22 protein-coding genes are annotated in these 26631 nt (G+C 60.6%); 17 read left to right on the top strand and 5 right to left on the bottom strand.

The features are described from left to right. Positions 1-3 precede the first annotated feature (3 nt). The 9 genes from HX793_RS28040 to HX793_RS28000 all read left to right on the top strand — a co-directional run bounded on the left by HX793_RS28040 (position 4) and on the right by HX793_RS28000 (position 10732). Positions 4-3102: a multidrug efflux RND transporter permease subunit gene (locus tag HX793_RS28040; protein ID WP_177094441.1), complete on the top strand. Its 3099-nt coding sequence runs from the start codon at positions 4-6 to the stop codon at positions 3100-3102. A 138-nt stretch (positions 3103-3240) separates the two neighbouring features. Then, the gene (locus tag HX793_RS28035; protein WP_177053020.1) at positions 3241-3882 is read left to right on the top strand and encodes a DUF1345 domain-containing protein; all 642 of its coding nucleotides are present in this window, start codon (positions 3241-3243) and stop codon (positions 3880-3882) included. A 73-nt stretch (positions 3883-3955) separates the two neighbouring features. Then, the gene (locus HX793_RS28030; RefSeq protein WP_177062326.1) at positions 3956-4795 is read left to right on the top strand and encodes an AraC family transcriptional regulator; all 840 of its coding nucleotides are present in this window, start codon (positions 3956-3958) and stop codon (positions 4793-4795) included. A 53-nt stretch (positions 4796-4848) separates the two neighbouring features. Next, positions 4849-5436, top strand: a complete 588-nt coding sequence (locus HX793_RS28025) for a LysE family translocator (RefSeq protein WP_177053018.1) — start codon at positions 4849-4851, stop codon at positions 5434-5436. Between the two features lie 102 nt (positions 5437-5538). Continuing rightward, entirely contained in the window at positions 5539-6591 is a 1053-nt protein-coding gene (locus HX793_RS28020; RefSeq protein WP_016979391.1) for a LacI family DNA-binding transcriptional regulator, read from the top strand. Between the two features lie 112 nt (positions 6592-6703). Next, positions 6704-7486: a sugar phosphate isomerase/epimerase family protein gene (locus HX793_RS28015; RefSeq protein WP_016979392.1), complete on the top strand. Its 783-nt coding sequence runs from the start codon at positions 6704-6706 to the stop codon at positions 7484-7486. Further along, entirely contained in the window at positions 7479-8420 is a 942-nt protein-coding gene (locus HX793_RS28010) for a sugar kinase (protein ID WP_177094440.1), read from the top strand. Before HX793_RS28015 ends, HX793_RS28010 begins: the two co-directional genes overlap by 8 nt. A gap of 45 nt (positions 8421-8465) precedes the next feature. Then, a complete protein-coding gene (locus HX793_RS28005; RefSeq protein WP_016979394.1) occupies positions 8466-9758 on the top strand; it encodes an MFS transporter in 1293 nt (430 codons plus the stop codon). Next, positions 9755-10732, top strand: a complete 978-nt coding sequence (locus HX793_RS28000; protein WP_177053015.1) for a 2-hydroxyacid dehydrogenase — start codon at positions 9755-9757, stop codon at positions 10730-10732. Before HX793_RS28005 ends, HX793_RS28000 begins: the two co-directional genes overlap by 4 nt. A gap of 130 nt (positions 10733-10862) precedes the next feature. Here HX793_RS28000 and HX793_RS27995 read toward each other — a convergent pair whose 3' ends face one another. Further along, a complete protein-coding gene (locus HX793_RS27995) occupies positions 10863-12488 on the bottom strand; it encodes a methyl-accepting chemotaxis protein (protein WP_016979396.1) in 1626 nt (541 codons plus the stop codon). Between the two features lie 235 nt (positions 12489-12723). Between HX793_RS27995 and HX793_RS27990 the strand changes: the two genes are divergently transcribed. Together HX793_RS27990 and HX793_RS27985 are read left to right on the top strand one after the other, a co-directional pair. Beyond that, complete coding sequence (locus tag HX793_RS27990; RefSeq protein ID WP_028615910.1) at positions 12724-14151, top strand: nucleobase:cation symporter-2 family protein; 1428 nt, start codon at positions 12724-12726, stop codon at positions 14149-14151. Positions 14152-14163: 12 nt separating this feature from the next. After that, positions 14164-14625 (top strand): LEA/WHy family protein, encoded by a 462-nt coding sequence (locus HX793_RS27985; protein ID WP_016979398.1) that lies wholly within the window; start codon positions 14164-14166, stop codon positions 14623-14625. Positions 14626-14783: 158 nt separating this feature from the next. Here HX793_RS27985 and HX793_RS27980 read toward each other — a convergent pair whose 3' ends face one another. Further along, positions 14784-15710, bottom strand: coding sequence for a carbon-nitrogen hydrolase family protein (locus tag HX793_RS27980; protein ID WP_177094437.1), 927 nt, complete (start codon positions 15708-15710; stop codon positions 14784-14786). An 82-nt stretch (positions 15711-15792) separates the two neighbouring features. Between HX793_RS27980 and HX793_RS27975 the strand changes: the two genes are divergently transcribed. Further along, the gene (locus HX793_RS27975; protein ID WP_177094435.1) at positions 15793-16686 is read left to right on the top strand and encodes a LysR family transcriptional regulator; all 894 of its coding nucleotides are present in this window, start codon (positions 15793-15795) and stop codon (positions 16684-16686) included. Here HX793_RS27975 and HX793_RS27970 read toward each other — a convergent pair. Then, positions 16679-16933: a hypothetical protein gene (locus tag HX793_RS27970; protein ID WP_003190904.1), complete on the bottom strand. Its 255-nt coding sequence runs from the start codon at positions 16931-16933 to the stop codon at positions 16679-16681. The genes HX793_RS27975 and HX793_RS27970 overlap by 8 nt on opposite strands. Positions 16934-17096: 163 nt before the next feature. On the opposite strand from HX793_RS27970, the gene HX793_RS27965 reads away from it, so the two are divergent. Then, positions 17097-17417, top strand: coding sequence for an ElaB/YgaM/YqjD family protein (locus HX793_RS27965; RefSeq protein ID WP_016979401.1), 321 nt, complete (start codon positions 17097-17099; stop codon positions 17415-17417). 34 nt (positions 17418-17451) lie between these two features. Here HX793_RS27965 and HX793_RS27960 read toward each other — a convergent pair whose 3' ends face one another. Further along, complete coding sequence (locus HX793_RS27960) at positions 17452-18489, bottom strand: Ldh family oxidoreductase (protein WP_177053013.1); 1038 nt, start codon at positions 18487-18489, stop codon at positions 17452-17454. Positions 18490-18555: 66 nt separating this feature from the next. Here HX793_RS27960 and HX793_RS27955 point away from each other — a divergent pair, with 66 nt between their 5' ends. Then, positions 18556-23775, top strand: a complete 5220-nt coding sequence (locus HX793_RS27955) for a dermonecrotic toxin domain-containing protein (RefSeq protein WP_308936663.1) — start codon at positions 18556-18558, stop codon at positions 23773-23775. A 55-nt stretch (positions 23776-23830) separates the two neighbouring features. Here HX793_RS27955 and HX793_RS27950 read toward each other — a convergent pair whose 3' ends face one another. Continuing rightward, complete coding sequence (locus tag HX793_RS27950) at positions 23831-24100, bottom strand: PepSY domain-containing protein (RefSeq protein ID WP_016979404.1); 270 nt, start codon at positions 24098-24100, stop codon at positions 23831-23833. A gap of 142 nt (positions 24101-24242) precedes the next feature. Between HX793_RS27950 and HX793_RS27945 the strand changes: the two genes are divergently transcribed. The 3 genes from HX793_RS27945 (at position 24243) to fapB (ending at position 26574) form a co-directional block, all read left to right on the top strand. After that, the gene (locus tag HX793_RS27945; RefSeq protein WP_177053011.1) at positions 24243-25238 is read left to right on the top strand and encodes a FecR family protein; all 996 of its coding nucleotides are present in this window, start codon (positions 24243-24245) and stop codon (positions 25236-25238) included. A gap of 329 nt (positions 25239-25567) precedes the next feature. Further along, positions 25568-26026, top strand: coding sequence for a fibril amyloid chaperone protein FapA (gene fapA / locus HX793_RS27940; protein WP_177053010.1), 459 nt, complete (start codon positions 25568-25570; stop codon positions 26024-26026). Beyond that, entirely contained in the window at positions 26023-26574 is a 552-nt protein-coding gene (gene fapB / locus HX793_RS27935) for a fibril amyloid subunit FapB (protein ID WP_177053009.1), read from the top strand. Before fapA ends, fapB begins: the two co-directional genes overlap by 4 nt. Positions 26575-26631: the final 57 nt, after the last annotated feature.

Genomic DNA, 26631 nt, shown 5'->3' with positions numbered 1-26631 from the left:
GCCATGCCGCAGTTCTTTATTGACCGCCCGATCTTCGCCTGGGTGGTCGCCCTGTTTATACTGCTGGCCGGTCTGCTGGCAATCCCGCAACTGCCGGTGGCGCAGTACCCCAACGTGGCGCCGCCGAAAGTCGAGATCTACGCGGTGTACCCCGGTGCGTCGGCGCAGACCCTGGATGAAAGCGTGGTGAGCCTGATCGAGCAGGAGCTCAACGGCGCCGATCACCTGCTGTATTTCGAGTCCCAGAGCAGCCTCGGTTCGGCCACCATCACCGCCACCTTCCAGCCGGGCACCAACCCGGAAATGGCCCAGGTGGACGTGCAGAACCGCCTCAAAGCGGTCGAGCCGCGCCTGCCGCAAGCGGTGACCCAGCAAGGCTTGCAGGTGGAAAAAGTCTCCGCCGGCTTCCTGCTACTGGTGACCCTCACGTCCAACGACGGCAAGCTCGATGACGTGGCGCTGAGTGATTACCTGGCGCGCAACGTGATGAACGAACTCAAGCGTCTCGACGGTGTGGGGAAGGCCCAGCTGTATGGTGCCGAGCGCGCCATGCGCATCTGGATCGACCCGCAGAAGCTGATTGGTTTCAACCTGACGCCGGCCGACGTGAACGCCGCGATCAGCGCGCAGAACGCCCAGGTTTCGGCCGGCAGCATCGGTGATCTGCCGGGCACCAACACCCAGGAAATCACCGCCGCGATCCTGGTCAAGGGCCAGCTTTCAACGCCAGCCGAATTTGCCGACATCGTGCTCAAGGCCAACCCCGACGGCTCGACCGTGCGCATCGGCGATGTGGCGCGGGTGGAAGTCGGCAGCCAGGAATACCAGTTCTCCACCCGCCTGAACGGCAAGCCGTCCACCGCCGTCAGCGTGCAGTTGTCGCCCGGCGCCAATGCGCTGAGCACCGCCACGTTGGTGCGGGCAAAGATGGACGAGTTGTCGCGCTACTTCCCGGCCAATGTGGAATACAAGATCCCGTACGACACCTCGCCGTTCGTCAAGGTCTCGATCACCAAGGTGGTCTACACCCTGCTCGAAGCGATGGCACTGGTGTTTGCAGTGATGTTCCTGTTCCTGCAGAACGTGCGCTACACCTTGATCCCGACCCTGGTGGTGCCGATTGCCCTGATGGGCACGTTTGCCACCATGCTGTTGCTGGGCTTCTCGATCAACGTACTGACCATGTTCGGCATGGTACTGGCCATCGGCATCCTGGTGGACGACGCCATTGTGGTGGTGGAGAACGTCGAACGCATCATGGCCACCGAGGGTCTGTCGCCCAAGGAAGCGACGAAAAAAGCCATGGGCCAGATCACCGGGGCCATCATCGGCATCACCCTGGTGCTGGTGGCGGTGTTCCTGCCGATGGCGTTCATGGCAGGTTCCGTGGGCGTGATCTACCAGCAGTTCTCGTTGTCGATGGCCACCTCGATCCTGTTCTCGGCGTTCCTCGCCCTGACCTTGACCCCGGCCCTGTGCGCCACCTTGCTCAAGCCAATCGCCAAAGGCGAACACCATGCCAAGGGCGGTTTCTTCGGCTGGTTCAACCAGCGCTTTGAAAGCCTCACCGACCGCTATGAAGGCTGGGTGGCGTATGCCCTCAAGCGCAGCGGGCGTTACCTGTTGATCTACCTGGTGCTGCTGGTGGGCCTGGGCTGGATGTTCAGCCGCCTGCCCTCCTCCTTCCTGCCGGTGGAAGACCAGGGCTACACCATCACCGACATCCAGTTGCCACCGGGTGCGAGCAAGAACCGCACGGTGCACGTGGCCGAGCAGATCGAAGCGCACAACGCCGAGGAACCTGGGGTGGGTGACACCACCATGATCATGGGCTTCAGTTTCTCCGGTTCAGGGCAGAACGCCGCGCTGGCGTTTACCACGCTCAAGGATTGGTCCGCGCGCAGCAGCGATGATTCGGCCTCGTCGATTGCCGACCGCGCCAACATGGCCTTCAGCGAGCTCAAGGACGCGGTTGCCTACGCGATCCTGCCGCCGCCGGTGGACGGCCTGGGCACGTCCAGCGGCTTCGAGTTCCGCCTGCAAGACCGCGGTGGCGTCGGCCATGCCGCACTGATGGCGGCACGTACTGAATTGCTGGCCGCCGCCGAGAAAAGCCCGATCCTGGCCAACGTGCGCGAGAGCGCCCTGGCCGAAGCACCGCAAGTGCAACTGGAAGTGGACCGCAAGCAGGCCAACGCGCTGGGCGTGTCCTTCGCGGACGTGGGCAACGTGCTGTCCTCGGCCATCGGCTCGGCCTATATCAACGACTTCCCCAACCAAGGCCGCATGCAGCGGGTGGTGGTGCAGGCAGAAGGCGACCAACGCAGCCAGGTGGCGGACTTGATGAAAATCAACGTGCGCAACAACGCCGGCAAGATGGTGCCCCTGTCGTCCTTTGTCGAAGCCAAATGGACCCAGGGCCCGACTCAGCTGACCCGTTACAACGGCTACCCCGCCATCGCGATCTCCGGTGAAGCGGCTCCGGGGCACAGCACCGGTGAGGCGATGGACGAGATCCAGCGCCTGGTCAGCCAGTTGCCGGCAGGTTTGGGGCAGGAATGGACCGGTCTGTCGTTGCAGGAACGCTTGTCCGGTTCCCAGGCGCCCTTGCTGCTGGGCTTGTCGCTGCTGATCGTGTTCCTGTGCCTGGCGGCGCTGTATGAAAGCTGGTCGATCCCGACCTCGGTGTTGCTGGTGGTGCCGCTCGGTGTACTCGGCGCGGTCCTCGCGGTGGGCTTACGTGGCATGCCCAACGATGTGTTCTTCAAGGTCGGCCTGATCACCATCATCGGCCTGTCGGCGAAGAACGCGATCCTGATCATCGAGTTCGCCAAGGACCTGTATGACCAAGGTGAAGACCTGGTCACCGCCACCTTGAAAGCCGCGCGCTTGCGTCTGCGACCGATCATCATGACGTCCCTGGCGTTCATCCTCGGCGTGGTGCCGCTGGCGATTGCCACCGGTGCCAGTTCGGCTAGCCAGCAGGCGATTGGTACGGGGGTGATTGGCGGGATGATCACCGCAACGCTGGCGGTGGTATTTGTGCCGGTGTTCTTTGTGGTGGTCATGAAGCTGGTGCGCAAGCGCCACAAAACAGACTGATCAACGCCCCCCTGTAGGAGCTGGCTCGCCAGCGATGCAGACACCTCGGTCTTTCAGACACACCGAGTCGATGCGATCGCTGGCAAGCCAGCTCCAACAAGGGTTATGGTGCTCACATACAACTGCCTGTGAGCCGCCATGCCCTTCCTCGCCCGTACCCACCCTCGCCTCTCCGCCGCCGCCGTGTTCGGGATTGCCGTGGGCATCCTGGTGCCGGCCGACACCTTCGTCAGCAAAATCCTCATCGGCTGGAACGCCGGCGTCTGGACCTATTTGGTGCTGATGCTGTGGCTGACCCGCCGCGCCAAAGCCGAAGACGTCAAACGCATCGCCGAGATCGAAGACGAAAACGCCGGCCTGGTGCTGTTTACCGTGTGCATCGCCGCCCTCGCCAGCCTGGCGACCATCACCTTCGAACTGGTGGGCAGCAAAGACCTGGCCACCTCGGAACGCCTGCTGCACTACGGTTTCACCGGGCTGACAGTGATCGGATCGTGGTTGCTGATCGGAGTGATCTTCAGCGTGCATTACGCGCGCCTGTATTACACCTGGGACGGCAAGGAGCCGGCGTTGCGCTTTGCCGAGGGCCTGACCACCCCCAATTACTGGGACTTCCTGTACTTTTCCTTCACCATTGGCGTGGCGGTGCAGACCTCCGACGTGGGCGTGGCCACCCGTGGCATGCGCAAGGTGGTGCTGGGGCAATCGTTGATCGGGTTTCTGTTCAATACCGCGATCCTGGGGTTCTCGATCAATATCGCCGCCGGGCTGTTTGGTTGACGCTGCACAAACCTTCTAGACGCCCGGCACGCGCTGGGCGCAAATAGCCTCACTTAGTCCGCCTCGGTGTTTTATGGCCGCGCACAACTGGATCGACCTGTCCCAGGACGCCGACACCGGCATCGAGACCCTGCGCGCGCACTTTGAAGGCCACGCCTACGACCCTCACTGGCATGATAGCTACCTGATCGGCGTCACCGAACAAGGCGTGCAACAATTCAACTGCCGCCGTACCCGCCACAACAGCGTTCCGGGCCAGGTGTTCCTGGTGGAACCCGGCGAGTTGCATGACGGCGACGCGCCCACGGCGGACGGTTTCACCTACCACATGCTCTACCTCGATCCGCACTGGTTGGCGCGGGAAGTCAGCGCGGTGTTCGAAGAGGCACCGCTGGACAGCCAGTTGAGTTTCACCCGCACCTTGACCAGCGACCCGCGTCTGGCCCTGGCCACCAGCCAAGCCTTCCAGACCCTTCACAGCGGCGAACTGCGCATCGTGCGCCAGCGCGCCATGGACCAGTTGCTGGAGCGCCTCACCGACCAACTCTACTGGCGCACCCGCTACCGCGACGACCCGCGATTGCCCTTGGTGGCGCACAAGGCCCGGGAATACCTGCATGCCCACTTGCACATTGATGTGGGCATGGACGAACTGGCGCTCGCGTGTGGCGTCGACCGCTTCCGCCTGACCCGTGCGTTCAAGAGCGCGTTTGGCCTGCCACCCCACGCCTACCTGGTGCAACTGCGCCTGGCCCGCGCCCGGCACTTGCTGACCAGGGGCGAACAACCGGCGGACGTCGCGATTGCCCTGGGCTTCGCCGACCAGAGCCACCTGGGGCGTTGGTTCGTGCGCGCCTATGGCCTCACACCGGCGGCCTACCGCAAGCGTTGCTCAAATCTTCCAGACAGGTAGCCGGCGCGCTTGTGAAGATGACTCCATCGATTGGTTTACTGGAGTCGCCTGTCATGTTGCCGTTTATGTTGTTCGCCTTTGTAGCCTCTATTACCCCCGGCCCCACTAACATCCTAGTGCTGAGTAACAGCGCACGTCATGGCTTCAAGGCGGCGTTGCCGATCATTTTCGGCGCCTGCGCAGGTGCTGCGGGCCTTGTGTTGTTGGTGGGCAGCGGGTTCGGCCAGTCGTTGGTGCATGCACCCAAGGTGCAAATGGCCATGCAGTGGATCGGCGTCGGCTGGTTGAGTTACTTGGCCTGGCAGATCTTCAGCGCGCCCGCCCAAGCCATCGAAGTGCAAGCCAGTGAAAAACCTCTTGGCCTGATCGGCGCCGCCAGCTTGCAGCTGATCAATCCGAAAACCTGGATGATGGCCCTGGCGGTGGTCAGCGTATTTGCCGGCAACGGTGCTGAACGCCAGAGCCAGGTGGTGTACCTGTCCCTGGTGTTTTTTCTGATATCACTGCCGTGCCTGGGCACTTGGGCGCTGCTGGGCGTGGGGTCGGCACGGCTGTTTCGTTCGGCCAGGACGATGCAGCGCTTCAACCGGGGCATGGCCCTATTGCTACTGGTCGCGACTTGGTTGAGTGTGGTGATTTGACACACCGGCCATCTGACTTTGTCCTACAACCGCTTGACGACTTTCCTCATTTGATGGTTTCCTGAAACCGGTTTCAGTCATTCCAATAAAAACAGAAGGTCGATGACCGTGAACAACTTTTCTGCCGCCCAGCGCAGGCGCGTGACCATGCTTGACGTGGCCGAACGCGCCGGGGTGTCCAAGGCCAGCGTGTCGCGTTTTATCGGCGACGACCGCGCCCTGCTCTCCGATGCCATTGCCTTGCGCATCGAGCAAGCCATCGAACAACTCGGCTACCGCCCCAACCAGATGGCCCGTGGTCTCAAGCGTGGCCGCACGCGACTGATCGGCATGCTGGTGGCGGATATCCGCAACCCCTATTCCATTGCCGTGATGCACGGCGTCGAAACCGCCTGTCGCCAGCACGGCTACAGCCTGGTGGTGTGCAACACCGACCGTGATGACGAGCAAGAGCGCCAGCACCTGGCGGCCCTGCGTTCGTACAACATCGAAGGGCTGATCGTGAACACCCTCGGCCATCACCTTGACCAACTGCTGGAACTGCAACGGGAAATGCCCCTGGTGCTGGTGGACCGCAAGGTCGAACCGCTGCACAGCGACCTGGTCGGCCTGGACAACCCGGCGGCGGTGCGCATGGCGGTGGAGCACCTGGAGCAACAAGGGTATCGCGATGTGCTGATGGTGAGTGAAGCCACCGATGGCACCAGTTCGCGCTTGGAGCGCCTGAACAGTTTCAAGGCTGAAATCGCTAGCCGCCCGGCATTGACCGGCGCTGTGTTGGAGTTGGATGAAACGCTGCAAAAACACTTGCAGACCTTTCTCGCAAAACCTGGCCCCAAGGCGCTGTTCTGCGCCAACGGTGTCGCGGCGTTGGCCTGTGCCCGCGCACTGAAAAACCTGGGTTGCAACCTGTTTGATGACATCGGCCTGATCGCCCTGGATGACCTGGAGTGGTATCCGCTGGTAGGCACGGGCATCACCGCCCTCGCCCAGCCCACCGAAGCCATCGGCGCCAGCGCATTCGACTGCCTGCTCAAGCGCCTGCGCGGCGATACAGAGCCGACACGCACCCTGGACTTCCTGCCCCAACTGATCATCCGAGGCTCCACAACCCCTTGTAGGAGCGAGCTTGCTCGCGAAAAACGCCAACGATAACGCAGCGATCCTGGTTTAACGCGGCGCTCTCAGGTTTTTCGCGAGCAAGCTCGCTCCTACAGGAAAGTGTTTTTTTCAAAAAAAATGAAACCGGTTTCAGAGGTAAACAACAATGCATAAATACCCCGTCTCCATCAGCCTTTCCAGCTACGGCGCCGACTTGGTTCGCCAGCAGGGCCAATTGAGTTTTGTTGAGGTCCTCGCCGCCGCCGGTGCACAGCGTATCGAATGGCGCGAAGAACTTTTAACTGACGAACAGCCCACCGAACTGGCCCAGGCCGCGGCGCAACAGGACCTGGAGTCGGTGTTCTCATCGCCCCTGGAACTGTGGGTCGCCGGCCGCGCCCAAGCGAATGCCGAACTCGCCGCCACCCTGGATCGCGCGCAGGCGTTCGGCTCACGCTGGCTGAAAGTCTCGCTCGGTTACTTCACCGACACCAACGACTTGGAAAACCTGCACGCCCTGCTCAACCGCCACTCTGTTCAACTGCTGGTAGAGAACGACCAGACCCTGCACGGTGGCCGCATCGAACCCATGCAGCGTTTTTTCACCGAAGTGGAACGCCTGGGCCTGCCGGTAAAGATGACCTTCGATATCGGCAACTGGCAGTGGCAAGACCAATCCGCCCTCACCGCCGCGCGCCTGCTGGGCCGGCATGTGGATTACCTGCACTGCAAGGCGGTGGCGCGGCGCGCCGACGGCAAGCTAGTCGCGCTGCCGCCTGGCGCCACCGACCTGCATCTGTGGGAACAACTGCTCAAGCACATGACTCCAGGTATTAGCCGGGCCGTGGAATTCCCGCTGCAAGGTGATGACCTGGTCGCGGTCACCGCGCAGCAGGTCGCCACCCTCACCCTGCTGGGCCAACCTCGTGCGGAGCATGCTCATGTCTGAGATCGATATCCTCTCGTTTGGTGAAACCATGGCGATGTTCGTCGCCGAACAGACCGGCGACTTGGCCCAGGTGGCTCAGTTCCATAAACGGATTGCGGGTGCGGACAGCAATGCCGCCATCGGCCTGTCGCGCCTGGGTTTCAACGTGGCCTGGCTGAGTCGAGTGGGCAACGATTCCCTCGGGCGTTTTGTGGTCGACACCTTGACCCAGGAAGGTCTGGATTGCCGGCATGTGGCGGTCGATCCGCTGCATCCCACCGGCTTTCAATTCAAGTCCCGCGAAGAAGCCGGTGATGATCCCCAGGTGGAGTACTTCCGCAAGGGCTCGGCGGCCAGTCAGTTGTCTATCGCCGCCATCAGCCCTGCCCTACTGCAAGCCCGTCATCTGCATGCCACCGGCATTCCGCCCGCATTGTCCGAGGCGACGCGCGAGTTGTCCGTCGAGCTGATGACCCAGATGCGCAAGGCCGGGCGCAGCGTGTCGTTCGACCCCAACCTGCGCCCGTCTTTGTGGACCAACCAACAAACAATGATCCGCGAAATCAACGCCCTCGCAGGGCTCGCCGATTGGGTCTTGCCGGGCCTGGGCGAAGGCCGCCTGCTCACCGGTTTCGATGACCCGGCCGACATCGCCGCGTTCTACCTCGACCAGGGCGCCGAAGCCGTGGCGATCAAGCTCGGCCCGGATGGCGCCTACTACCGCACCCAGATGGACCAGGGCTTTGTCGCCGCCGTGCGGGTGGAAAAAGTCGTAGACACCGTCGGTGCCGGCGACGGTTTTGCCGTGGGCATGATCAGCGCCCTGCTGGAAAACCTCAGCTTCCCCGAGGCGGTACAGCGCGGCAACTGGATCGGCAGTCGCGCCGTGCAAAGCCGTGGCGATATGGAAGGCCTGCCCGCCCGTTCAGAGTTACCGATTCGATCCGTTGCCTAAACCCCACCCTGTTGCCACAACTACAACAAGCTCAGGAGCAACCCCATGGACACCGTGAAACTCGCCACCCGCCGCTGGTGGTACATCATGCCCATCGTTTTTATCACCTACAGCCTGGCGTACCTGGACCGCGCCAACTACGGCTTCGCCGCTGCCTCCGGGATGGCCGAAGACCTGATGATCACCCCCGGCATGTCGTCCTTGCTGGGCGCACTGTTTTTCCTTGGCTACTTTTTCTTCCAGGTGCCGGGGGCGATTTACGCGCAAAAACGCAGCGTCAAGAAGCTGATCTTCGTCAGCCTGATCCTGTGGGGCGGCCTGGCCACCCTCACCGGCGTGGTGTCCAACGCCTACATGCTGATCGTGATCCGCTTCATGCTTGGCGTGGTCGAAGCCGCCGTGATGCCGGCGATGCTGGTGTACCTGTGCCACTGGTTTACCCGTGCCGAACGCTCGCGTGCCAATACCTTCCTGATCCTCGGCAACCCGGTGACCATGCTGTGGATGTCGGTGGTGTCGGGCTACCTGGTGCAGCATTTCAGCTGGCGCTGGATGTTCATCATCGAAGGCTTGCCGGCGGTGCTGTGGGCGTTTATCTGGTGGAAGCTGGCCGATGAGCGTCCAAAGGACGCCAAGTGGCTCAGCGACTCTGAGAAACAGGACCTCGAAACCGCGCTGGCCGCCGAGCAAGTCGGGATCAAGGCGGTGAAGAACTACGCCGAGGCGTTCCGCTCGCCCAAGGTGATCATCCTGGCCCTGCAATTTTTCTGCTGGAGCATTGGCGTGTATGGCTTTGTGCTGTGGCTGCCGTCGATCCTCAAGCAAGGTTTGCAGATGGACATGGTCGAGGCCGGCTGGTTGTCGGCGCTGCCCTATTTGGCGGCGGTGATTGGCATGCTGGTGGTGTCCTGGGGCTCGGACAAGCTGCAAAAGCGCAAGCGTTTCGTATGGCCGCCGCTGCTGATTGCCTCGATTGCTTTCTACGCGTCCTACGTGCTCGGCGCCGAACACTTCTGGTGGTCCTACACCTTGCTGGTGATTGCCGGGGCCTGCATGTACGCGCCTTACGGCCCGTTTTTCGCGATTGTCCCGGAGATCCTGCCGGCCAATGTCGCCGGGGGCGCCATGGCGCTGATCAACAGCATGGGGGCCCTGGGTTCATTCGGCGGCTCGTACCTGGTGGGCTATCTCAATAGCAGCACCGGTTCGCCCGGCGCTTCGTACCTGCTGATGAGCGGCGCGTTGCTGCTGTCGGTAGTACTGACGATTTTTCTCAAGCCCGGCGCGAGTGACCGCACGCCGGCGCCCAATCTGGAATTGAAGGTAAAGACCGCATGAAAAAGTCTGTCGTGTTGTACAAGAAACTCTCCGCGCCGCTGATGGCCCGCCTGCATGAACAGGCCGAGGTGACGCTGATCGATGCGCTGGATGACACCGGCCTGGCCAAGCTGCGCGACGCCCTGCCCGGCGCCCACGGCCTGCTGGGCGCCAGCCTGCGCCTGGATGCCAAGCTGCTCGACCTGGCGCCGCAGCTGGAGGCCGTGGCCAGCGTTTCGGTCGGCGTCGACAACTATGACATCGACTACCTGACTGGGCGCGGCATCCTGCTCAGCAACACCCCCGACGTGCTCACCGAAACCACCGCCGACACCGGTTTTGCGCTGATCCTCGCCACCGCCCGGCGTGTGGTCGAGCTGGCCGACATGGTGCGCGCCGGCCAATGGAACAAAAACATCGGCCCGGCGCATTTCGGCAGTGATGTACATGGCAAGACCCTGGGCATCATCGGCATGGGCCGCATCGGTGAAGCCCTGGCCCAGCGTGGACATTTTGGTTTTGGCATGCCGGTGATCTACCACAGCCATTCGCCCAAGCCGGCGGTGGAGGCGCGTTTCGGTGCGCAATACCGCAGCCTGAACGACTTGCTGCAACAGGCCGATTTTGTTTGCCTGACCTTGCCACTTACCGCCGAAACCGAGAAGTTGATTGGCGCAGAGCAATTTGCGCTGATGGGGCCGGAGACGATCTTCATCAATATTTCGCGGGGCAAGGTGGTGGATGAGGCGGCGCTGGTGGAAGCGTTGCAGCAGCGCACCATTCGGGCGGCGGGGTTGGATGTGTTTGAGAAGGAGCCGCTGGATCACGGCTCGCCGTTGTTGCGCTTGAACAACGTGGTGGCCACGCCGCATATCGGCTCGGCCACCCATGAAACGCGAGAGGCCATGGCCAAATGTGCGGTGGATAATCTGTTGCAGGCGTTGGCGGGTGAAAAACCGAAAAACCTGGTGAACCCAGGGGCCTGGAAGCAGTAGTTTCTGACACAACATAGAGCAAATGTGGGAGGGGGCTTGCCCCCGATGGCGTTGTATCAGTCAGCTAATGTATAGCTGACACATTGCAATCGGGGGCAAGCCCCCTCCCACATTTTGACCTCATTTCAGGTCAGATAACAAACCGCGCCACCATCCCATTCAAGTCCACTGCCAGGCGCGACAGTTCGTGACTGGCCGCACTGGTCTGGTTGGCACCGGCCGCCGACTGGGTCGCCAGGTCGCGGATGTTCACCAGGTTGCGGTCCACTTCGCGGGACACCTGAGCCTGCTCTTCCGACGCGCTGGCGATCACCAGGTTGCGTTCATTGATCAGGCTGATGGATTGGGTGATCTGTTCCAGGGCCACACCGGCGGCGCGGGCCATTTCCAGGGTGTCCTGGGTGCGCTGGTTGCTTTGCTGCATCGATTGCACGGCTTCACCGGTGCCGTTCTGGATGCCAGCGACCATTTTCTCGATTTCCTGGGTCGACTGCGCGGTGCGATGGGCCAGCGCACGCACTTCGTCTGCCACCACGGCAAAGCCACGCCCGGCTTCACCTGCACGGGCCGCTTCAATGGCGGCGTTGAGCGCCAGCAGGTTGGTCTGCTCGGCAATCGCGCGGATCACGTCCAGCACTTTGCCGATGTCGCGGCCTTGGGTGGCCAGGCCTTCAATCATCGCAGCGGTGTTTTGTACGTCTTGGGTCATGGTCTGGATCGCGCCGACGGTTTCCACCACACGGTCGCGCCCTTCACGGGCAGCCTGGTTGGACTGGCTGGACGCTTCGGAGGTGGACACCGCGTTGCGCGCCACTTCCTCCACCGCCGCCGTCATTTCGTTGACCGCCGTGGCCGCCTGATCGATTTCATTGTTCTGTTGCTGCAAGCCTTTGGAGGCTTCTTCAGTGACCGCGCTCAACTCTTCCGCTGCCGAGGCAAGCTGAGTGGCCGAGCCGGCGATCTGCTGGATGGTCTGGCGCAGGTTGGCCTGCATGGCCGCCAAGGCGCCGAGCAAGCGCGCCGGTTCGTCCTTGCCGTCGTCTTCGATGGCTTTACTCAGGTTGCCACCGGCGATGGTTTCGGCAACCTCTACGGCTTTGCGCAGCGGCGTGACAATGCTGCGGGTCAACAGCCAGGCCAGCAGCACGGTGAGTAATGCGGCAGCGATGGAAACTGCAATGACGCCGGTGATCGCGCCGTCGTAACTCTGCCCGGCTTCAGCGTCAGCGGTCTTGGCATCCGCTGCATTGATGGCGATGAGCTTGTTCAGTTGCTCGCCCATCTGGTCGGTGCCGTCCTTGATGCGGCTGTTGATCAGCGCGCGCATCTCATCCACTTTGCCCTGCCTGGATAGCGCGAGCATGTCGGCCTGGGCCTTGAAGTAGTTGTCCAGCGTGACCACGAAGGTTTTGTACAGCGCGGCTTCTTCCGGGCCGGCAGGTAGGGCCGCGTAGCTGGCTTGGGCCGTCTTGACCTTGTCGGCGAGCACGCCCATGCGGGTTTCAGCCTCTTGCAGGCTGGCAGGTTCGCGGTTGACCAGAACACGGAACGACAGGATGCGCAGGCGTAGCACGTTCTCGGTGATGATACCCAGCGAGGTCACGCTGGGCAGTTGGGTCGCGGTCATGTCCACGGAGGACTGCCGAATCTGTGCCATGCGGTTGACCGCAAACACCCCCAGTAAAACCACTAACAACGCAATGAATGCAAAACCGAGAAACGCTCGAGGGGCAATGTTCAACTGGCGCAGGGACATAGGGGGTGCTCTCAGAAGTAGTGTTTGCGAGCGTCCCTGCTGCGAAACGATCAGTCGGCGTCAACGCGCCGTTCCAACCTGTGGTCACCACTGTTGTCGTTGGTATGTGGGCCTATCCTCGATATCGGCAGGACCTGGAGTTTCCCACAGGCCCTTCATAAATATTTTTTTACACTTCTGACGATCGGCAGTTTCTGGCATCCTGCGCCTCCATTTTCTGACCCGAGCCCGTATTTTGTCTGACGCTCAAGCCCCCCGCCCGCGCTATAAATCCGACCTGATCTACGGCCTGGAAGACCGCCCGCACTTCACCGCGGCGATTTTTGCCGCGTTGCAGCACGTGCTGGCGAGTTTCGTCGGGATCATCACGCCCACGCTGATCGTCGGTGGCGTGCTGGGCCTGGAAAGCGAAGTGCCGTACCTGGTGAGCATGGCGCTGTTTGTGTCGGGGCTCGGTACCTTTGTGCAGGCGCGCAAGTTCGGCCCGATCGGTTCCGGGCTGTTGTGCCTGCAAGGCACCAGCTTTTCCTTTATCAGCGTGATTCTCAGCGCGGGTTTCATGGTCAAGGCCCGGGGCGGCGGCACCGATGAAATTCTCTCGACAATCTTTGGCATCTGCTTCTTCGCCGCGTTTATCGAGGTGGTGCTGAGCCAGTTCATCGGTAAGTTGCGCAAGCTGATCACCCCGGTGGTCACTGGCACCATCATTACCTTGATGGGTTTGTCGCTGATCAAAGTGGCGGTCACCGACATGGCCGGCGGTTTCGGCGCCAGCGACCTCGGCGCCGCCAGCAATATGGGCCTGGCGGCGCTGGTGTTGCTGACTATCGTGGTGCTCAACCGCTTCAATAACCCGTTCCTGCGCCTGGGCTCCATCGTGATCGGCCTGACCCTGGGTTTTGTCGTGGCCTGGCTGATGGGGCGTGTGGATATGGCCGCATTGCCCCAGGTGCCCCTGATCAGCGTGCCGGTGCCGTTCAAATACGGTTTCTCGTTCGACTGGGTGGCATTTATCCCGGTGGCGGTAATCTTCCTGATTTCGCCCCTGGAAGCGGCCGGTGACCTGACCGCCAACTCGATGATTTCCCAGCAGCCGGTCAAGGGCCCGCTGTACATCAAGCGCATCAAGTCAGGCCTGTTGGCCGACGGCCTCAACTCGGCGATGGCAGCCACCTTCAACAGCCTGCCAATGGTGACCTTCGCCCAGAACAACGGGGTGATCCAGTTGACCGGCGTGGCCAGCCGCTATGTGGCGTACTTCATCGCCGGCCTGCTGGTGCTGCTGGGGTTGTTCCCGATGATCGGCGCGGTGTTGCAACTGATGCCAAAGCCGGTGCTGGGCGGTGCGACCCTGATCATGTTCGGCACCGTGGCCGTGGCGGGTATCAAGATCCTCGCCGAAGCCGGGCTGCACCGCCGCAATGTGCTGATCGTGGCGATTTCCCTGGGCATGGGCCTGGGCGTGGCCGCCGTGCCGGAAGTTTTGCGCGACCTGCCCAAGGCACTGCACAACATCTTCGAGTCGCCGATCACCGTGGGGGCTTTCTGTGCAATCCTGCTGAACATTTTCCTGCCGGAAGAGTTCATAGAGCTGGAAGAAGATGAATTTGATCCGGAGTCATCGACCCTCAAAGTGATGCAGGATCCGGACGTCACCAAATAGGAGCACTTTTATATGCGCAAGCTCATGGTTCTATCGCTGTTGCTGCTGACCCTGAGCGCTTGCGCGCTGTTCCCCAATCGTGACCCGGTGAACATCAACGTGGTGGGCATCGAGCCCCTGCAAAGCCAGGACCTGGAAGTGCGCTTCGCAGTGAAGCTGCGGGTGCAGAACCCCAATGAGACGGCGATCGACTACAACGGCGTGGCCCTGGACCTGGAGGTCAATGGCCGGCCGCTGGCGTCAGGCGTGAGTGATCAACGCGGTTCCATCCCACGCTTTTCCGAGACTGTGCTGATGGTGCCGGTCAGTGTTTCGGCGTTTTCGGTATTGCGCCAGACCCTGGGCCTGAGCCAAACGCAGAGTTTGAACAACCTGCCGTATGTGCTGCGGGGCAAACTGGCGGGTGGACTGTTTGGCACGATGCGCTTTGTTGACCGTGGCACGCTGGACTTGCCGAATACTGCCACCTGGTAAACGCTATGCAACCAACATTGCTGACTTGTGGTTGTGGCGAGCGGGCTTGCCCCGCGTTGGGGCGCGAAGCGGCCCCAAAACCTTACAATCCGGGATCGCGGTGATCCTGAAAGGGGCAAGCCCGCTCGCCACAGAAGCCCGCTCGCCACAGGAGTGTTTTAGTCGGTGATGTAGCGCACGCCCGGTTTAGCGCGCTCATCCACCACCAGTTCGAAAATATCCGGCCGGGCGTAGTGCCCTACTACATCGTAGTCATACCGCGCGCGCACCAGATCCTCCGTGTTGATTTGCGCCGTCAACAGCCCGGCCTCTCCCAGCAACGGTCCCGCCAGAATGTCGCCCATGGGCCCGATAATCACGCTGCCACCCGCAATCAGCGGACGCTCGGCCGGCCAGTTCGCCACCTCAACCCCCACCGCCTCTGGTGACGCCTGTACTTGGCAAGCACTCACCACAAAGCAACGCCCCTCATGGGCCACATGGCGCATGCTCACCTGCCACATCTCGCGCTCGTCCACCGTTGGCGCGCACCAGACCTCAACGCCCTTGGCGTACATCGCCGTGCGCAGCAACGGCATCATGTTTTCCCAGCACACCGCACCGCCGACACGTCCCACTGCCGTATCGATCACCGGCAGGGTCGAGCCGTCGCCCTTGCCCCAGATCAGCCGTTCGGTGCCGGTAGGCATGAGCTTGCGGTGCTTGGCCACCAGCCCACCCGCCGGCTCGAAATACAGCACGGTGCAATACAGCGTGCTACCGCTGCGCTCGATCACTCCGAGAACAAGGCTCGCGCCCGTGCGCGCCGACAGTCCGGCCAGCGCCTCCGTTTCAGGGCCCGGCACATCGATAGCATTGGCGAAGTAGCGAGCGAAGGCTTCACGCCCTTCCGGCAGGCGGTAACCCAGTTGCGTGCCAAACCCTTCGCCCTTGGGATAGCCACCGAGCAACGCCTCCGGCATCACCACCAGTTGCGCACCGCTGCGCAGGATCTCGTCTTCATAACTGAGGATCTGCGCCAGGGTTTCGCCCTTGCCATCAGGCAGGGAACCGATTTGCAGGGCCGCCACAGTAGAAACAGGCATCGTGTTCACTCCAGGTAATGGGGGTTGCCCATTCTCCCGCCAGCCTCGATCATGAATAAAGCCCACTTCAGTGCTGAATGATATGAGCCAGATCAATATCGCCCAGGTCGATCTCAACCTGCTGAAAACCTTCGAAGCCCTGCATGACGAGTCCAGCGCCAGCCGCGCCGCCTTGCGCCTGGGCGTGACTCAGTCGGCCATCAGTGCAGGCTTGCGGCGTTTGCGCGAGGTGTATGGCGATCAATTGTTCGTGCGTACCGGGCGTGGCCTGGCGCCAACCTTGCGGGCCAACCAGTTGAAACCACTGATCAGTGAAGCACTGGATCGCTGCCGACAGAGCCTGGCCATGGTCGACCCGGCCAACCAACAGTATCAGGGGCGCTCCGTGGTGCTGGGGCTGTCGGATGATTTCGAGATTGCCTACGGCCGCAGGCTGATGGATGAGATCGCCCGGCGCGCACCGAAACTACGGGTGATTTTCCGTCAGACCCACAGCCAGATCGTCGCAGGCGCCCTGCTCGATCGCACCTTGGATCTTGCTATCACAGCCGGTGGCTTTGCCCAGGGCCGGTTAAGTCGCCAAGTACTGGGAGAAGGCGATTACCGCTGCCTGGTCGACTCGGACCAGACCAGCATCAGCCTGGACGAGTTCGTCACTCGCGAGCACGTACTGGTGTCGTCAGGCGGGTTTATCGGGATCACCGATGAGGGCTTGGCGGCCCAAGGGCTGAGCCGCCAGGTGTGTGCGTCCACCAGCCACTTCGCCGCGCTGCCTTTTCTGCTCAAGGGCAGCCAGGCGGTGGCGACCATTCCCGGTCACGCCGCCGAGGCCATCAGTGCGATGACCGGGTTGCGGGTACTGGCTTGCCCACTGGCCCTGCCGCGCTACCCGGTGGAGTTGGGCTGGCGCACCCAAGCGCAGCTCGATCCGCTGCTGCTGAAAGTGCGTGAAGCGATTGTGGCGAGCTTTACTTAGCTGCCGCCATCAACTTGTTGACCTCACTGCGCACCATGTTGGAAAACTCCGGCGGCGACATGCCGTCGAGTTCGGCGCGCACCCACTCGGCCCACTTGCCCTTGCGTTTGGCCCGTTCGCCAAACAGGCGTGCCGCTTCGCCCTTGGCCTTGCCCAGGTTGGTTTGCCACAGGTCATAGAGGCGGGACTTTTCATCTTCCAGCTCGGCGCGTTCGGCGAGGGTCTTGTTGGCCAGATTGAAGCTCATGTTGAATTACCTGCTGCACAAATAGGCGACATCTTACACTGTAGGTCGAATATTCCTGATCCGGATTTTGCTCGAAACGGCCGGCCGGCAAAAAAACTGCAACTTTTGCCAACGCTCGACACTCCATTGTTCACTGTCACATTCACTCGCAAGGAGTCACACAATGGCCCGCAAAACTGCTGCCCAAGCCGTCGAAGACCAAATCAAGGACCAAGCCTTCAGCGAACTCACCGCGCTGATCGAAGAATCGGACAAACTGCTCAAAAGCAGCGCGTCCCTGGTCGGCGAGGAAGGTGAAACCCTGCGCGAGCAGGTCGCCATCAAACTCAAGCAAGCGTTGGATTCGGTTTCCAACGTGCGCGAGCGCAGCAAGCCGGTGGTCGATGCTACCGAAACCTACATCGGTGGCCACCCATGGCAGACCGTGGCGATTTCCGCCGGCTTCGGCCTGGTCGTAGGCCTGCTGCTCGGCCGTCGCAACTGAAACAATCGGGGCTGCGCAACAGGCGCAGCCCCGTTTAACCTTCCGCCAGTGCCTGCAACTGCCTAAGTTCTTTCGTGTCCATTTCAATACCTGTTTGCTGGGACTTCGCCCGCGTGCGATGACGTCGATCCCCCGGCAACCTCCGCAACCCCGCTGCATGCATCTGCCGCACCAGTTCCTGGCTGCGCTCGGCGAAGCTCTGTCCGGCGGTTTTGCTCGGGTCGATCACAATCACCAACTGGCCTGTCCAAGGCGTACGTGCCCCCGGATGCTCCGACCAATTGAACTCGAATGAAAAGTTGCCGCCCGTCAACGCTGCCGCCAGCAGCTCGACCATCATCGACAGCGCCGAGCCCTTGTGCCCGCCAAACGGCAATAGCGCCCCGCCTTCAAGAATGGCCTTGGGGTCCTGGGTCGGCTGACCCAGGCTGTCGACGCCCATGCCCGGTGGCAGGCGCTCGCCTTTGCGCGCGGCAATCTGCACGTCGCCGTGGGCGATGGCGCTGGTGGCGAGGTCAAACACAATGGGAGGGCCGTCCGCCCGTGGTGCAGCGAACGCGATCGGGTTGGTGCCGAACAACGGCCGGTCGGCGCCATGGGGCACCACACAGGTCATGCTATTGACCACGCTCAGCGCCACCAGGCCTTCTTCGGCAAAGGGCTCGACGTCTGGCCACAAAGCAGCAAAGTGATGGGAGTTGTGAATCGCCAGCAGCGCAATACCGGCGCTGCGGGCCTTGTCTACCAACAGTGACCGGGCGGCTGCCAGTGCCGGCTGGGCAAAACCATTCGCCGCATCCACCCGCACAAAACCACTGGCGACGTCTTCAACGATGGGCACTGCCTTGCCGTTGACCCAACCACTGTTCAACGTCGACACATAGCCAGGCACGCGAAACACCCCGTGACTATGGGCCCCGTCACGCTCGGCGCTGGCGCAATTCTCGGCCAGTACCTGAGCCACTGATTCAGACGTGCCGTGCTGCAGAAAGATGCGCTGCAACAGTAGCGTCAATGTCTCGTAGCTCAGGTACGTGGTTGAAGCGTCGTGATCCAAAGGCGATGCAGACATCGGTAGCTCCCGTTTAATTATTGGAAGGGGCACTGCGTACGAACAATCGGCATCGACGATTAAACAGTGTTTCGCGCGTGGCTGTCGACCACGACACGCAGCCCGGCGTGTCAGACATATCTACTGCCGAACCCTGGTATCACGACTCTAGGCTCACGACTTCCCGGTGAGGTTGTTCGCACCGCCTCCACGCCTTTGAGGGTTTATCCAATGAGTCAGGTACAACCACCCTATTTTTTTCCTGAAGTCCTGCGCAGTGGCTGGAAGGAACGCGAACGCGAGCGACACTTCGGCATCAATGCCAACGACAGGCGTTTTCTGCGCAATCTGCCTTTGAGCAGCAATGAGGTACGGCGCAAGCAGTCTCCGCCCATGATCGCCCAATCACTCTGGCTGAATAAAAACAGCCCGACGGCCCTGGAGTTGGTCGGCAGTTTCATGATGAGTTCAACGGGCACCTACACCAGCGCCTTTCTCTACACGCCGTATGGCGGGCTGGAAAAATTCGACAGTCGAGCACTATTACTCAGCGAGCTGACTGAACGCCTCAAAACGCCGGCCAAGGTCGATGAACTCTTGCAGTTCATTGCTCTGGGCACACGTTCGGGCTTGAAGCTGCCACGCCCCCTGGTGCTGACGCCTGTGGATATTGAGGGCAATGTATTTGACGAACAGAAAGCCGCCATCGACCACCAGCAAACGCTCAACCTGCAAGCCGCGCTCGCCGAGCTGGTGAAATTGCCCAGCCTCGACACTATGCTCCAAGCGCTGCTCACCTCGATCTTTCGTCGACACTTTCCGAGGATTGAACCCAGCCGAGCCCGAATCAATTTCTTCAAGTTGCCGCCAACAGAAGGTGAGCCACGGCAATGGGTCAATTCGCTGTCGATCAGCGAGGCGCTCTTGATGCTTTACCGTCAACAAGCCTGGCCGGTGGGGCAAACCCGCGAGTTCTTTCATCCCCAATCCGTCACCGCCTCCCACGACGCAACGCGCTGGGAGGAAGGCATGAAACAGGCATCCGAACAATTATCGTCGTTCTTGCAAAATGCCCTTGAGACGTTCTGGAACACAGAGTCGCCAAACGGCACCTCACGTCGCAAACTCCTGGCCAAAATCATGGCGCACAAGGCCCGGATCGATCTATTGCTCAAACGCCAGGGTGAGATCATTACACCTGAACAAGCCGATGAACTGGCCGCTCTCTACCATGTCAACGGGGCGCCACGCACCCAAGCCAGTGACGGATTACGCTTCGAGACAGTGCGGTTCTGGGAGCACGCGTCTCATTTCGTCGAGCCGACCAGTTCGGTGATGATCGGCAACGCGCACGCCTGGTTTTACTCGCCGCCCAAGGGATTGCAGGTACTGGCCGATCACGATGACTTGATCAAGGCCTTGAAGGCCATGGTCAAGGCGCCCGCCTACGAAGACGATGTCTACAATTTCCTGTCCCTGGAGGAGCGGCTGGTGTTTATCGGTTTTACCCAACCGTCAGTCAGCGGCAACCTGATTGTCGGCAACGTATTTGAACACCTGATGGAGGGCATCATCGACAAACAACGGCAGAACCTGACCTACGTCCTCGGCCAATTTCGTCGTGAACATGGCGATATCAACCTCTCGGCCCTGTTGGATCACGCCATGGACGTGCGCTTCATGGTCGATGACAAGCTCTTGACGCTGAACACTGCACACCGCTGGACCACCCACTCGGTGTTGGCTGACCCTCTTCGGCCCATTTCGGTCGCGGCTAAACGAGCGGAGCAGCTGTATAAACAGCTGATTGATATCCCGCACGCGCTGGAGAACCTGATCAAACCACTGCCGTCCATCCTCACCCCGCTGGCCGAGGCCTTGGCAAGCCGCGAACGACAGGCACTCGACCCGGCACGGGTGTTCATCAATCGCTACGCCGAAGAGGCGGTCTCCTACCCCCTTGTGGCACCATTGGAAAGCCAAAGCCTGGTGGATCACTTCGCCAAGCGCCTGGCCGAAGGGTTTGGTCCGGTGCCTGAAACCCCACATTACGGCGTTTACAAACCAGACCACACCGCCTATGGGCAGCAACTGTCTCAGGTGGACGTCAGGACGCTCAATCGGATCGTCAATCAAGTGTTGGCTCATTACAAAGAGCATGCTATCCACGACATCCCCCGCAAACACCTCCAGGACATGCTGCCGCAGATGGGGACCATGATGTCCAACGCGATACGCAATCAGGCCTATCTACGACGTCTCAACAAGACACTGGACCCCAGGGACGACGCCATCATTCATGCCGTGTTTGACCCCTTCAACCCTGACCGTCGCCGGCGGGAGGACCTTAAAGGTTTTATCCCGGATGTCTATCGCATCACCGTCCAACGCGATGAAGAAGCACTGCGCCACAGCTTGGCCAATTGCCTGATGATCACCGAGCGCGGTGGGCTTGATCACCACCATTCGGGCCACGCGATTCTCTGGACGCCCGCCTGGGGCCTGGAAACCTTCGTGTCTCCAGCCGTGGCAAAACAGCAACTTGAGGAGCGCCTGAAAGACCCCGCCGCACGCTTGGCACTGCTGGATAATCTTGACCCGAGTCAACGCCAACTGCATGCCAACTACACCCTGGGGGCATTCTGGCTGATCACCGGGCCGGTCAGCGAAAACCGCCAGCAGTCCTGGATCGACCACTACATCGCCCAACGGGCCCGTTGGCTGGCACAGAAACCAACCGGTAAAACACTATTGAAGCTTATGGCGGTGCTGCCTACCCCTGTCCTTGGAGGGGCTGCACAGCTCGCCCATCATTTTGTCGCACAACGCTCGCTACCCGCCTGGCTGGGCATGGCAAGCCCTGCTGAACAGCAGCACCATGCTGAGTTACTTGAGCAATATCGTCTCAATACCCAGGATGAAAAAGACTATCTGTATGAGCTTTTCTCACTTCGCCAGCAGGTTCACGACACGCTGAGCGATATGCTGGTGGACTATTCCGTTTACCCGGAAGACGTTTTTATCACGCCACGGCTTGCCTTGGGCGGTCAACGACAGAACCTCACCGACTATGCCCTGGCACACATCAACGAGCAGGCGAGTTCCTTTACGGTGGAGTCGGGCGCAACGCAACTGACCGAATCGACGATCCGGCAACTCTTGCTCAAATTGAACATCGCCCAGGTCGCTCAGGACTACCTGAAAGACAAACTGGCCCCCAACCAACCAGGCGCACTGGAGCGTGAGCTGCGCTTCATCCAGCAATTACCCTGGCAACTGTTGCAACACGCCCATGCACTGAAACTGCAAGAGCGGCTATCGGAGACTGGCTACAACCTGATTCAGCAGGTCGTCGACATGCCGGACGCCATCGCACGGGCCACAATCGCAGGCGCCACCGCGACCCTTCGTCCCCTTGAGATGATCGCCACACCAGGCGCCAGCATCGTCAAGGCGCTTGGGCTTTATGTAATCAGCGCCGGTACCACTGGGCCGCTGATTCTCTACGCGCCTTACTATCCCGGCCAGTGCTTCACGGAGTTCGAAAACCAGGCGCAGTTTCTCAGCGACCTGAATGTGCCTGGCCAGCGGCAAGACTGGATCACCGCCCACCTGGAGGGCGCTGACAAGACGAAATATAAAAACCTACTGGCAAGCACCGCGGGTGCCACCTCCGAAATCACCTTGGCCAATCGACCGATCGAAGGCCACGCCATCAAGCAGCTTTACCAGGACAACCAGGTGGTGATGGGGCGAATGCTTAACCATCAGCAGGACCCCGATGGCCAAGGCTTCTGGGACACCGCCAAGAGCCTTTTGAGCAGCGGCGTGCAGATCGCCGTGCAATTCTTGCCGGGAAAACTGCGGATACCCGTTCTGATCTGGCAGAGCTATAAACTGTTCAAAGACTCTGCCGAAGCCCTGCAACAGCATCATTGGCAAGATGCGTTGCACTCGTTCATTCTCGGTGTTGCGAAGATGGCAACGCTGGAGCGACTGATTCGCACACCCGTGCCCAAATCTTCTCCCCCGGCGTACAAGGAGGTGCACGAAAGCGACCTGCCCCCCTCCGACACCGCCATTGCGCCGACCGCCCGGGACATCGACGTAACCGACCCCAGACGTACTCGCCTGCAATCTCTGGAAACCAGCCAGGCATCTTTGAAAGACTTGCAAAAGCAACCAGGCACAGGCCTCTACGCCAGTGCCGACGGCAAGACGCTTTATGGAGCCGTGGAGGGCAAGGTCTATCCGATCGAGAAAGCCAAACAGCTGCGGATCGCCAGCAACGACGGCCCTCTGGTGTCCAGCACTTTCCAAAAACAGCTGGTGTTGGCCCCACAGACCCACACACTGCAATACGGCAAAGCGCTCTCGCGGCTGGGCAATTATTATGTCACCCGACACACCGCCAAGATGGTCATGAACATCGACGCCACCGGCATGGATGAGATTCGTCAGCTTTACCCAACCAAGGCCCGGCAGATTATCGAAGCACTCGATATCGCGCGAACTTATGCATTCCGTGCGATGCATAACCTGGTGCAACTGCGACACCTGACTCACGACACACGCTTGGAGGGGTTCCTGAAGCAGTTGTTTGACGTCAACAATGTGGATGACGGCATTTTGCAAAAGGTGCGAAACACCCTCATCCCTCTGTGCAAAGCCTTGGTAGATCCCGACCTTGACGGGTGGAAGACCTCACGTTTCGTAGTCGGCTCTAGCGGTGATCCCAACCAGAAGGTGATTGCATTCACCATCGCCAGCGACAGGACAAAACAGGTGTTTTTTACCGAGTTGTTCTTTGATCAGCAACTGGACGAGTATGCGAACCTGTTGACTGAAGCGTTCGACATTGACGGCCATGCGCGAGCAGCCACACTGATTCACGAATTCGCCCATATCTACGGGCGCGCCGAAGACATCGCGAGCACAGAAGCCCGGCTGCCGTTTGCGGACCTGATCGAAACCCTGACGGCTAAAGGCCGGGCCGCACAGAACTGGTTGCAGGGTGTCCAACGCAACGCATTGTCACTGGGCACGCCCCGTCATCGGCTGTTCTCACGCTGGAATTCTTTCCTAGGCATATGGGAGAGCATGGACTCCGACAGCTCGGAGGACCGCACCTTCAAAGCCGTCAAGGAAATCACATCCAGCCCGACTGTCGAGGCGGCCCGTGATGCGTTTTTGGATGCCGCATCACCCGACAAGCGCATTGACACGATTCTTCGCAACGCCGACTCCATTGCCAGGCTTATTTGTGAAATGGGCCGCGTACTCGACCCTGAACAGGGCGCGCCTTGAATGTCACCGCAGCGCACGGGATCCGGGAGCCCGAGTGAGCTCCCGGCAGGCAGCGTCAGTCTTTCTGATCTCGCAGGATATTGCCCGATGCGCCATCAATGCGCGCTTCATAGACCGTGCCATCGGACTTGCGCCCTTTGACTTCCCAATAGCCATTATCGTCGGCTTCGGCCGCGTATACCTCCACATAACCGGCCTTGGTCTTGGCGACTTCGATAGCCTTTTCAATGGTAATCCAGCCCGCCCCCGGTTTATCCGCCAAGGCAGCGCCAGCACTGAGCAAAGCAGTGGTTGCACACAATGCGACTAAGGTTTTCTTCAGCATTTTCGTTCTCCATGGTGGGAATGTCCTGAATTTTTTAGGTGCTCTCAAACGAGAATAAGTTCCAATTGATGTGCAATCGCCATGACGGCTGTTCTCGCCACCCGCCTGCGGAGGTTAGAATGTGGGAAATCAGGATGAGTCAATGACCGAAAAGTCCCTTTCAGAAGCCGAATACGACGCCATCACCGACGCTGCCGCGCATTGGTGCATGCGCCTGCACGCGGGTGATTGCACCACGGGTGAACGTCAGGCTTTTGAACAGTGGCACGATTCCCACCCGCTGCATGCCTTTGAATACGCGGCGATGCTGGAGATCTGGGACGTTGCCGACCACCTCCCCCGTAACGAACCCAAGCCGGTCGTGGTGCCTTTCAAACCCCGCAGCCGCTTACGCACCTACGCCGTGGCGGCGGCGATCTGCCTGGCCGCCCTGCCCCTGGCAGCCTTCACCGGTTGGGAAGCCGGCTGGCTGCCCAGTTCCTATGAACGCTACGATGCCGCCAATGGTCTGCGCCAGATCACCTTGGGTGACGGCAGCCAGGTGGAGCTAAACCTGGGCACCGAGTTGGTCTACAGCAACTACAAGGACCAGCGCCGTATCACGCTGAAAAAAGGTGAAGCGTTCTTCAACGTCAGCCATGACAGCGCCCATCCCTTTATCGTGCACGCCGGCGAAGGCCAGGTGCGGGTGACGGGCACTCAATTCAATGTGTGGAAGTATGAAGATCAGGTGCGCGTGATGCTGCTCGAAGGCTCGGTGCAGATCTCCAGCGACAAGGTGCATGGCAGCGTGCCGCTCACCCCCGGCATGCAGGCCAACTACCAAAAAGGCGATGCCACGCCGCGCGTAAGGGCGATCACCCCGAACGACACCGCGCTGGCCTGGCGCCAGGGCAAGCTGATCCTCGACAACCTGGCCCTGGCCGACGCGTTGCCGCTGATCAACCGCTACCTGAACAAACCGGTGATGCTGGCCGACGCCAACACCGGCACGATTCGCATCGGCGGCATCTACAACATCAACGAGGTCAACAACCTCGTGTCCTCCCTGCCCAAGGTTCTGCCGGTCTACCTGACTCAGAACCAGGACGGCAACCCCGTACTTAACGCCATCCCGCGTAAAACCCCGAAAAGCTGAGCCTCTGCACACAGCGGCGGGCTTCGCCACGCCTGAAGTGTCCGTTTTTTTAACACCCCCCTGCCCTGAAGCGCCCATGCGTAGCGGATTCATCGTTTCGTCATCGGTGGTGTTACAGCGCTGATACAACCGAGTGAAGCGTTTGCGCAGTGGCTGGGAAGGTGCGAATGGCTGGGGTGCTGTTTCATGCCTGAAACAGCGTTGCCATCACTTTGCCCATCAATACCTTCAACACCTTGAATAACATCACAAAATAAAAAGCGGCACGGCTTCTGCTCTATCCCTTACAGCGCTGTTTAGGGTCAGCGCGAAGAATAAGGAATGCCGCCGTGATCACACTCACTCAAGGTTCGATGCAGGTACTGCTGATCAGCTGTGTACTCAGTGCCAGCATCAGTGTTCCAGCCCTGGCGGGTGACGGCGTGATCGTGACAGGCCGCGACGTACAAGGCCACATGTATGGCCGAGCCTCCTTTGGCCCCGATCCTTATCCCCAGACCGCCAATGTCAATCCAAGCCGAGAAATCAACAGCGCCCTCTCGGGCGAACTGACCGACCGTGATTTCGGGAACATCAATAGCGGCTTGGGTATCACTCGCGCCATGCAGCCCAACGGCAACCTCACCGGCTTGAGTGCCACACAAAACAGCATGTCTACCTTGGGGGCTGGCGCAGCCGCCAGCCGCTCGGGGGGCAGCGGCAGCATGGGCGGTCAGATCAGCGACTCGATCCAGCGTGGCCTGGCGCCCCTCAACAACATCGGCAGCATGATGGGGGGCAAACAATGAACCGTTCCCTGCTCCTGCTGGCCCTGCTGGGCAGCACCGCAGTAATGGCGGACAACACCGCCGTGATCAACAACAGCGGTAAAGACTACCGCGGCAACCTGATGGTCAACCAGGCCGCGGGCAATCAGCAGCAAACCGCCAACAACCGCGCCGTCGCGCTCGGCGGCCAGGCGACTACCAGCAATATCCAAAGGATGGACGGCAACGTCGACCCGTCCCTGAACGCCAAGGCGGCGATCGAGGGTACTTCTTTCAGCAATGGCAACGGCATGTTGGGCGTCAACCAGTCCGCCGGGGCCAACAACCAATTAGTCAATGCCGTGCGGATCAGCGTCAACCCTGGCCCGCAAAGCATCGACGACAGCGTCCTGTTGCAACAGAACACGACGACGCTGGCAACCGACTCAGGGCTCACCCCCACCACTGGCAGCCGCCAGGTCGTGACAAGCGACCAGGCCTTCACCGGCAGCCGAGGAGTGATTCAGGTGAACCAGAGTGCTGGGGTGGGGAACCGAGTGGCTAACACCCTGGGCATCACTATCAAGTAACTGCTTGGTAGCACGAGTTAGACCGTACCAACACTTAACCAACTAATTAGAAGCAAG

This window comes from Pseudomonas reactans (assembly GCF_013387025.1).
Classification (GTDB): domain Bacteria; phylum Pseudomonadota; class Gammaproteobacteria; order Pseudomonadales; family Pseudomonadaceae; genus Aquipseudomonas; species Aquipseudomonas reactans.
The sequence above is the reverse complement of the archived record's forward strand: the minus strand, read 5'-3'. Positions and strand labels throughout refer to the sequence as shown.

Bases quoted from the DNA above. Each gene is read 5' to 3' on its own strand.
- HX793_RS27970 (WP_003190904.1), bottom strand. From the start codon at position 16,933: ATGAGCTTCAATCTGGCCAACAAGACCCTCGCCGAACGCGCCGAGCTG.
- HX793_RS27965 (WP_016979401.1), top strand. From the start codon at position 17,097: ATGGCCCGCAAAACTGCTGCCCAAGCCGTCGAAGACCAAATCAAGGAC.
- HX793_RS28035 (WP_177053020.1), top strand. From the start codon at position 3,241: ATGCCCTTCCTCGCCCGTACCCACCCTCGCCTCTCCGCCGCCGCCGTG.
- HX793_RS28010 (WP_177094440.1), top strand. From the start codon at position 7,479: ATGTCTGAGATCGATATCCTCTCGTTTGGTGAAACCATGGCGATGTTC.
- HX793_RS28025 (WP_177053018.1), top strand. From the start codon at position 4,849: ATGTTGCCGTTTATGTTGTTCGCCTTTGTAGCCTCTATTACCCCCGGC.
- HX793_RS28005 (WP_016979394.1), top strand. From the start codon at position 8,466: ATGGACACCGTGAAACTCGCCACCCGCCGCTGGTGGTACATCATGCCC.
- HX793_RS27960 (WP_177053013.1), bottom strand. From the start codon at position 18,489: ATGTCTGCATCGCCTTTGGATCACGACGCTTCAACCACGTACCTGAGC.
- HX793_RS27945 (WP_177053011.1), top strand. From the start codon at position 24,243: ATGACCGAAAAGTCCCTTTCAGAAGCCGAATACGACGCCATCACCGAC.
- HX793_RS28000 (WP_177053015.1), top strand. From the start codon at position 9,755: ATGAAAAAGTCTGTCGTGTTGTACAAGAAACTCTCCGCGCCGCTGATG.
- HX793_RS27975 (WP_177094435.1), top strand. From the start codon at position 15,793: ATGAGCCAGATCAATATCGCCCAGGTCGATCTCAACCTGCTGAAAACC.
- HX793_RS28015 (WP_016979392.1), top strand. From the start codon at position 6,704: ATGCATAAATACCCCGTCTCCATCAGCCTTTCCAGCTACGGCGCCGAC.
- HX793_RS27995 (WP_016979396.1), bottom strand. From the start codon at position 12,488: ATGTCCCTGCGCCAGTTGAACATTGCCCCTCGAGCGTTTCTCGGTTTT.
- HX793_RS27985 (WP_016979398.1), top strand. From the start codon at position 14,164: ATGCGCAAGCTCATGGTTCTATCGCTGTTGCTGCTGACCCTGAGCGCT.
- HX793_RS28030 (WP_177062326.1), top strand. From the start codon at position 3,956: ATGGCCGCGCACAACTGGATCGACCTGTCCCAGGACGCCGACACCGGC.
- HX793_RS28020 (WP_016979391.1), top strand. From the start codon at position 5,539: ATGACCGTGAACAACTTTTCTGCCGCCCAGCGCAGGCGCGTGACCATG.
- HX793_RS27950 (WP_016979404.1), bottom strand. From the start codon at position 24,100: ATGCTGAAGAAAACCTTAGTCGCATTGTGTGCAACCACTGCTTTGCTC.
- HX793_RS27980 (WP_177094437.1), bottom strand. From the start codon at position 15,710: ATGCCTGTTTCTACTGTGGCGGCCCTGCAAATCGGTTCCCTGCCTGAT.
- HX793_RS28040 (WP_177094441.1), top strand. From the start codon at position 4: ATGCCGCAGTTCTTTATTGACCGCCCGATCTTCGCCTGGGTGGTCGCC.
- fapB (WP_177053009.1), top strand. From the start codon at position 26,023: ATGAACCGTTCCCTGCTCCTGCTGGCCCTGCTGGGCAGCACCGCAGTA.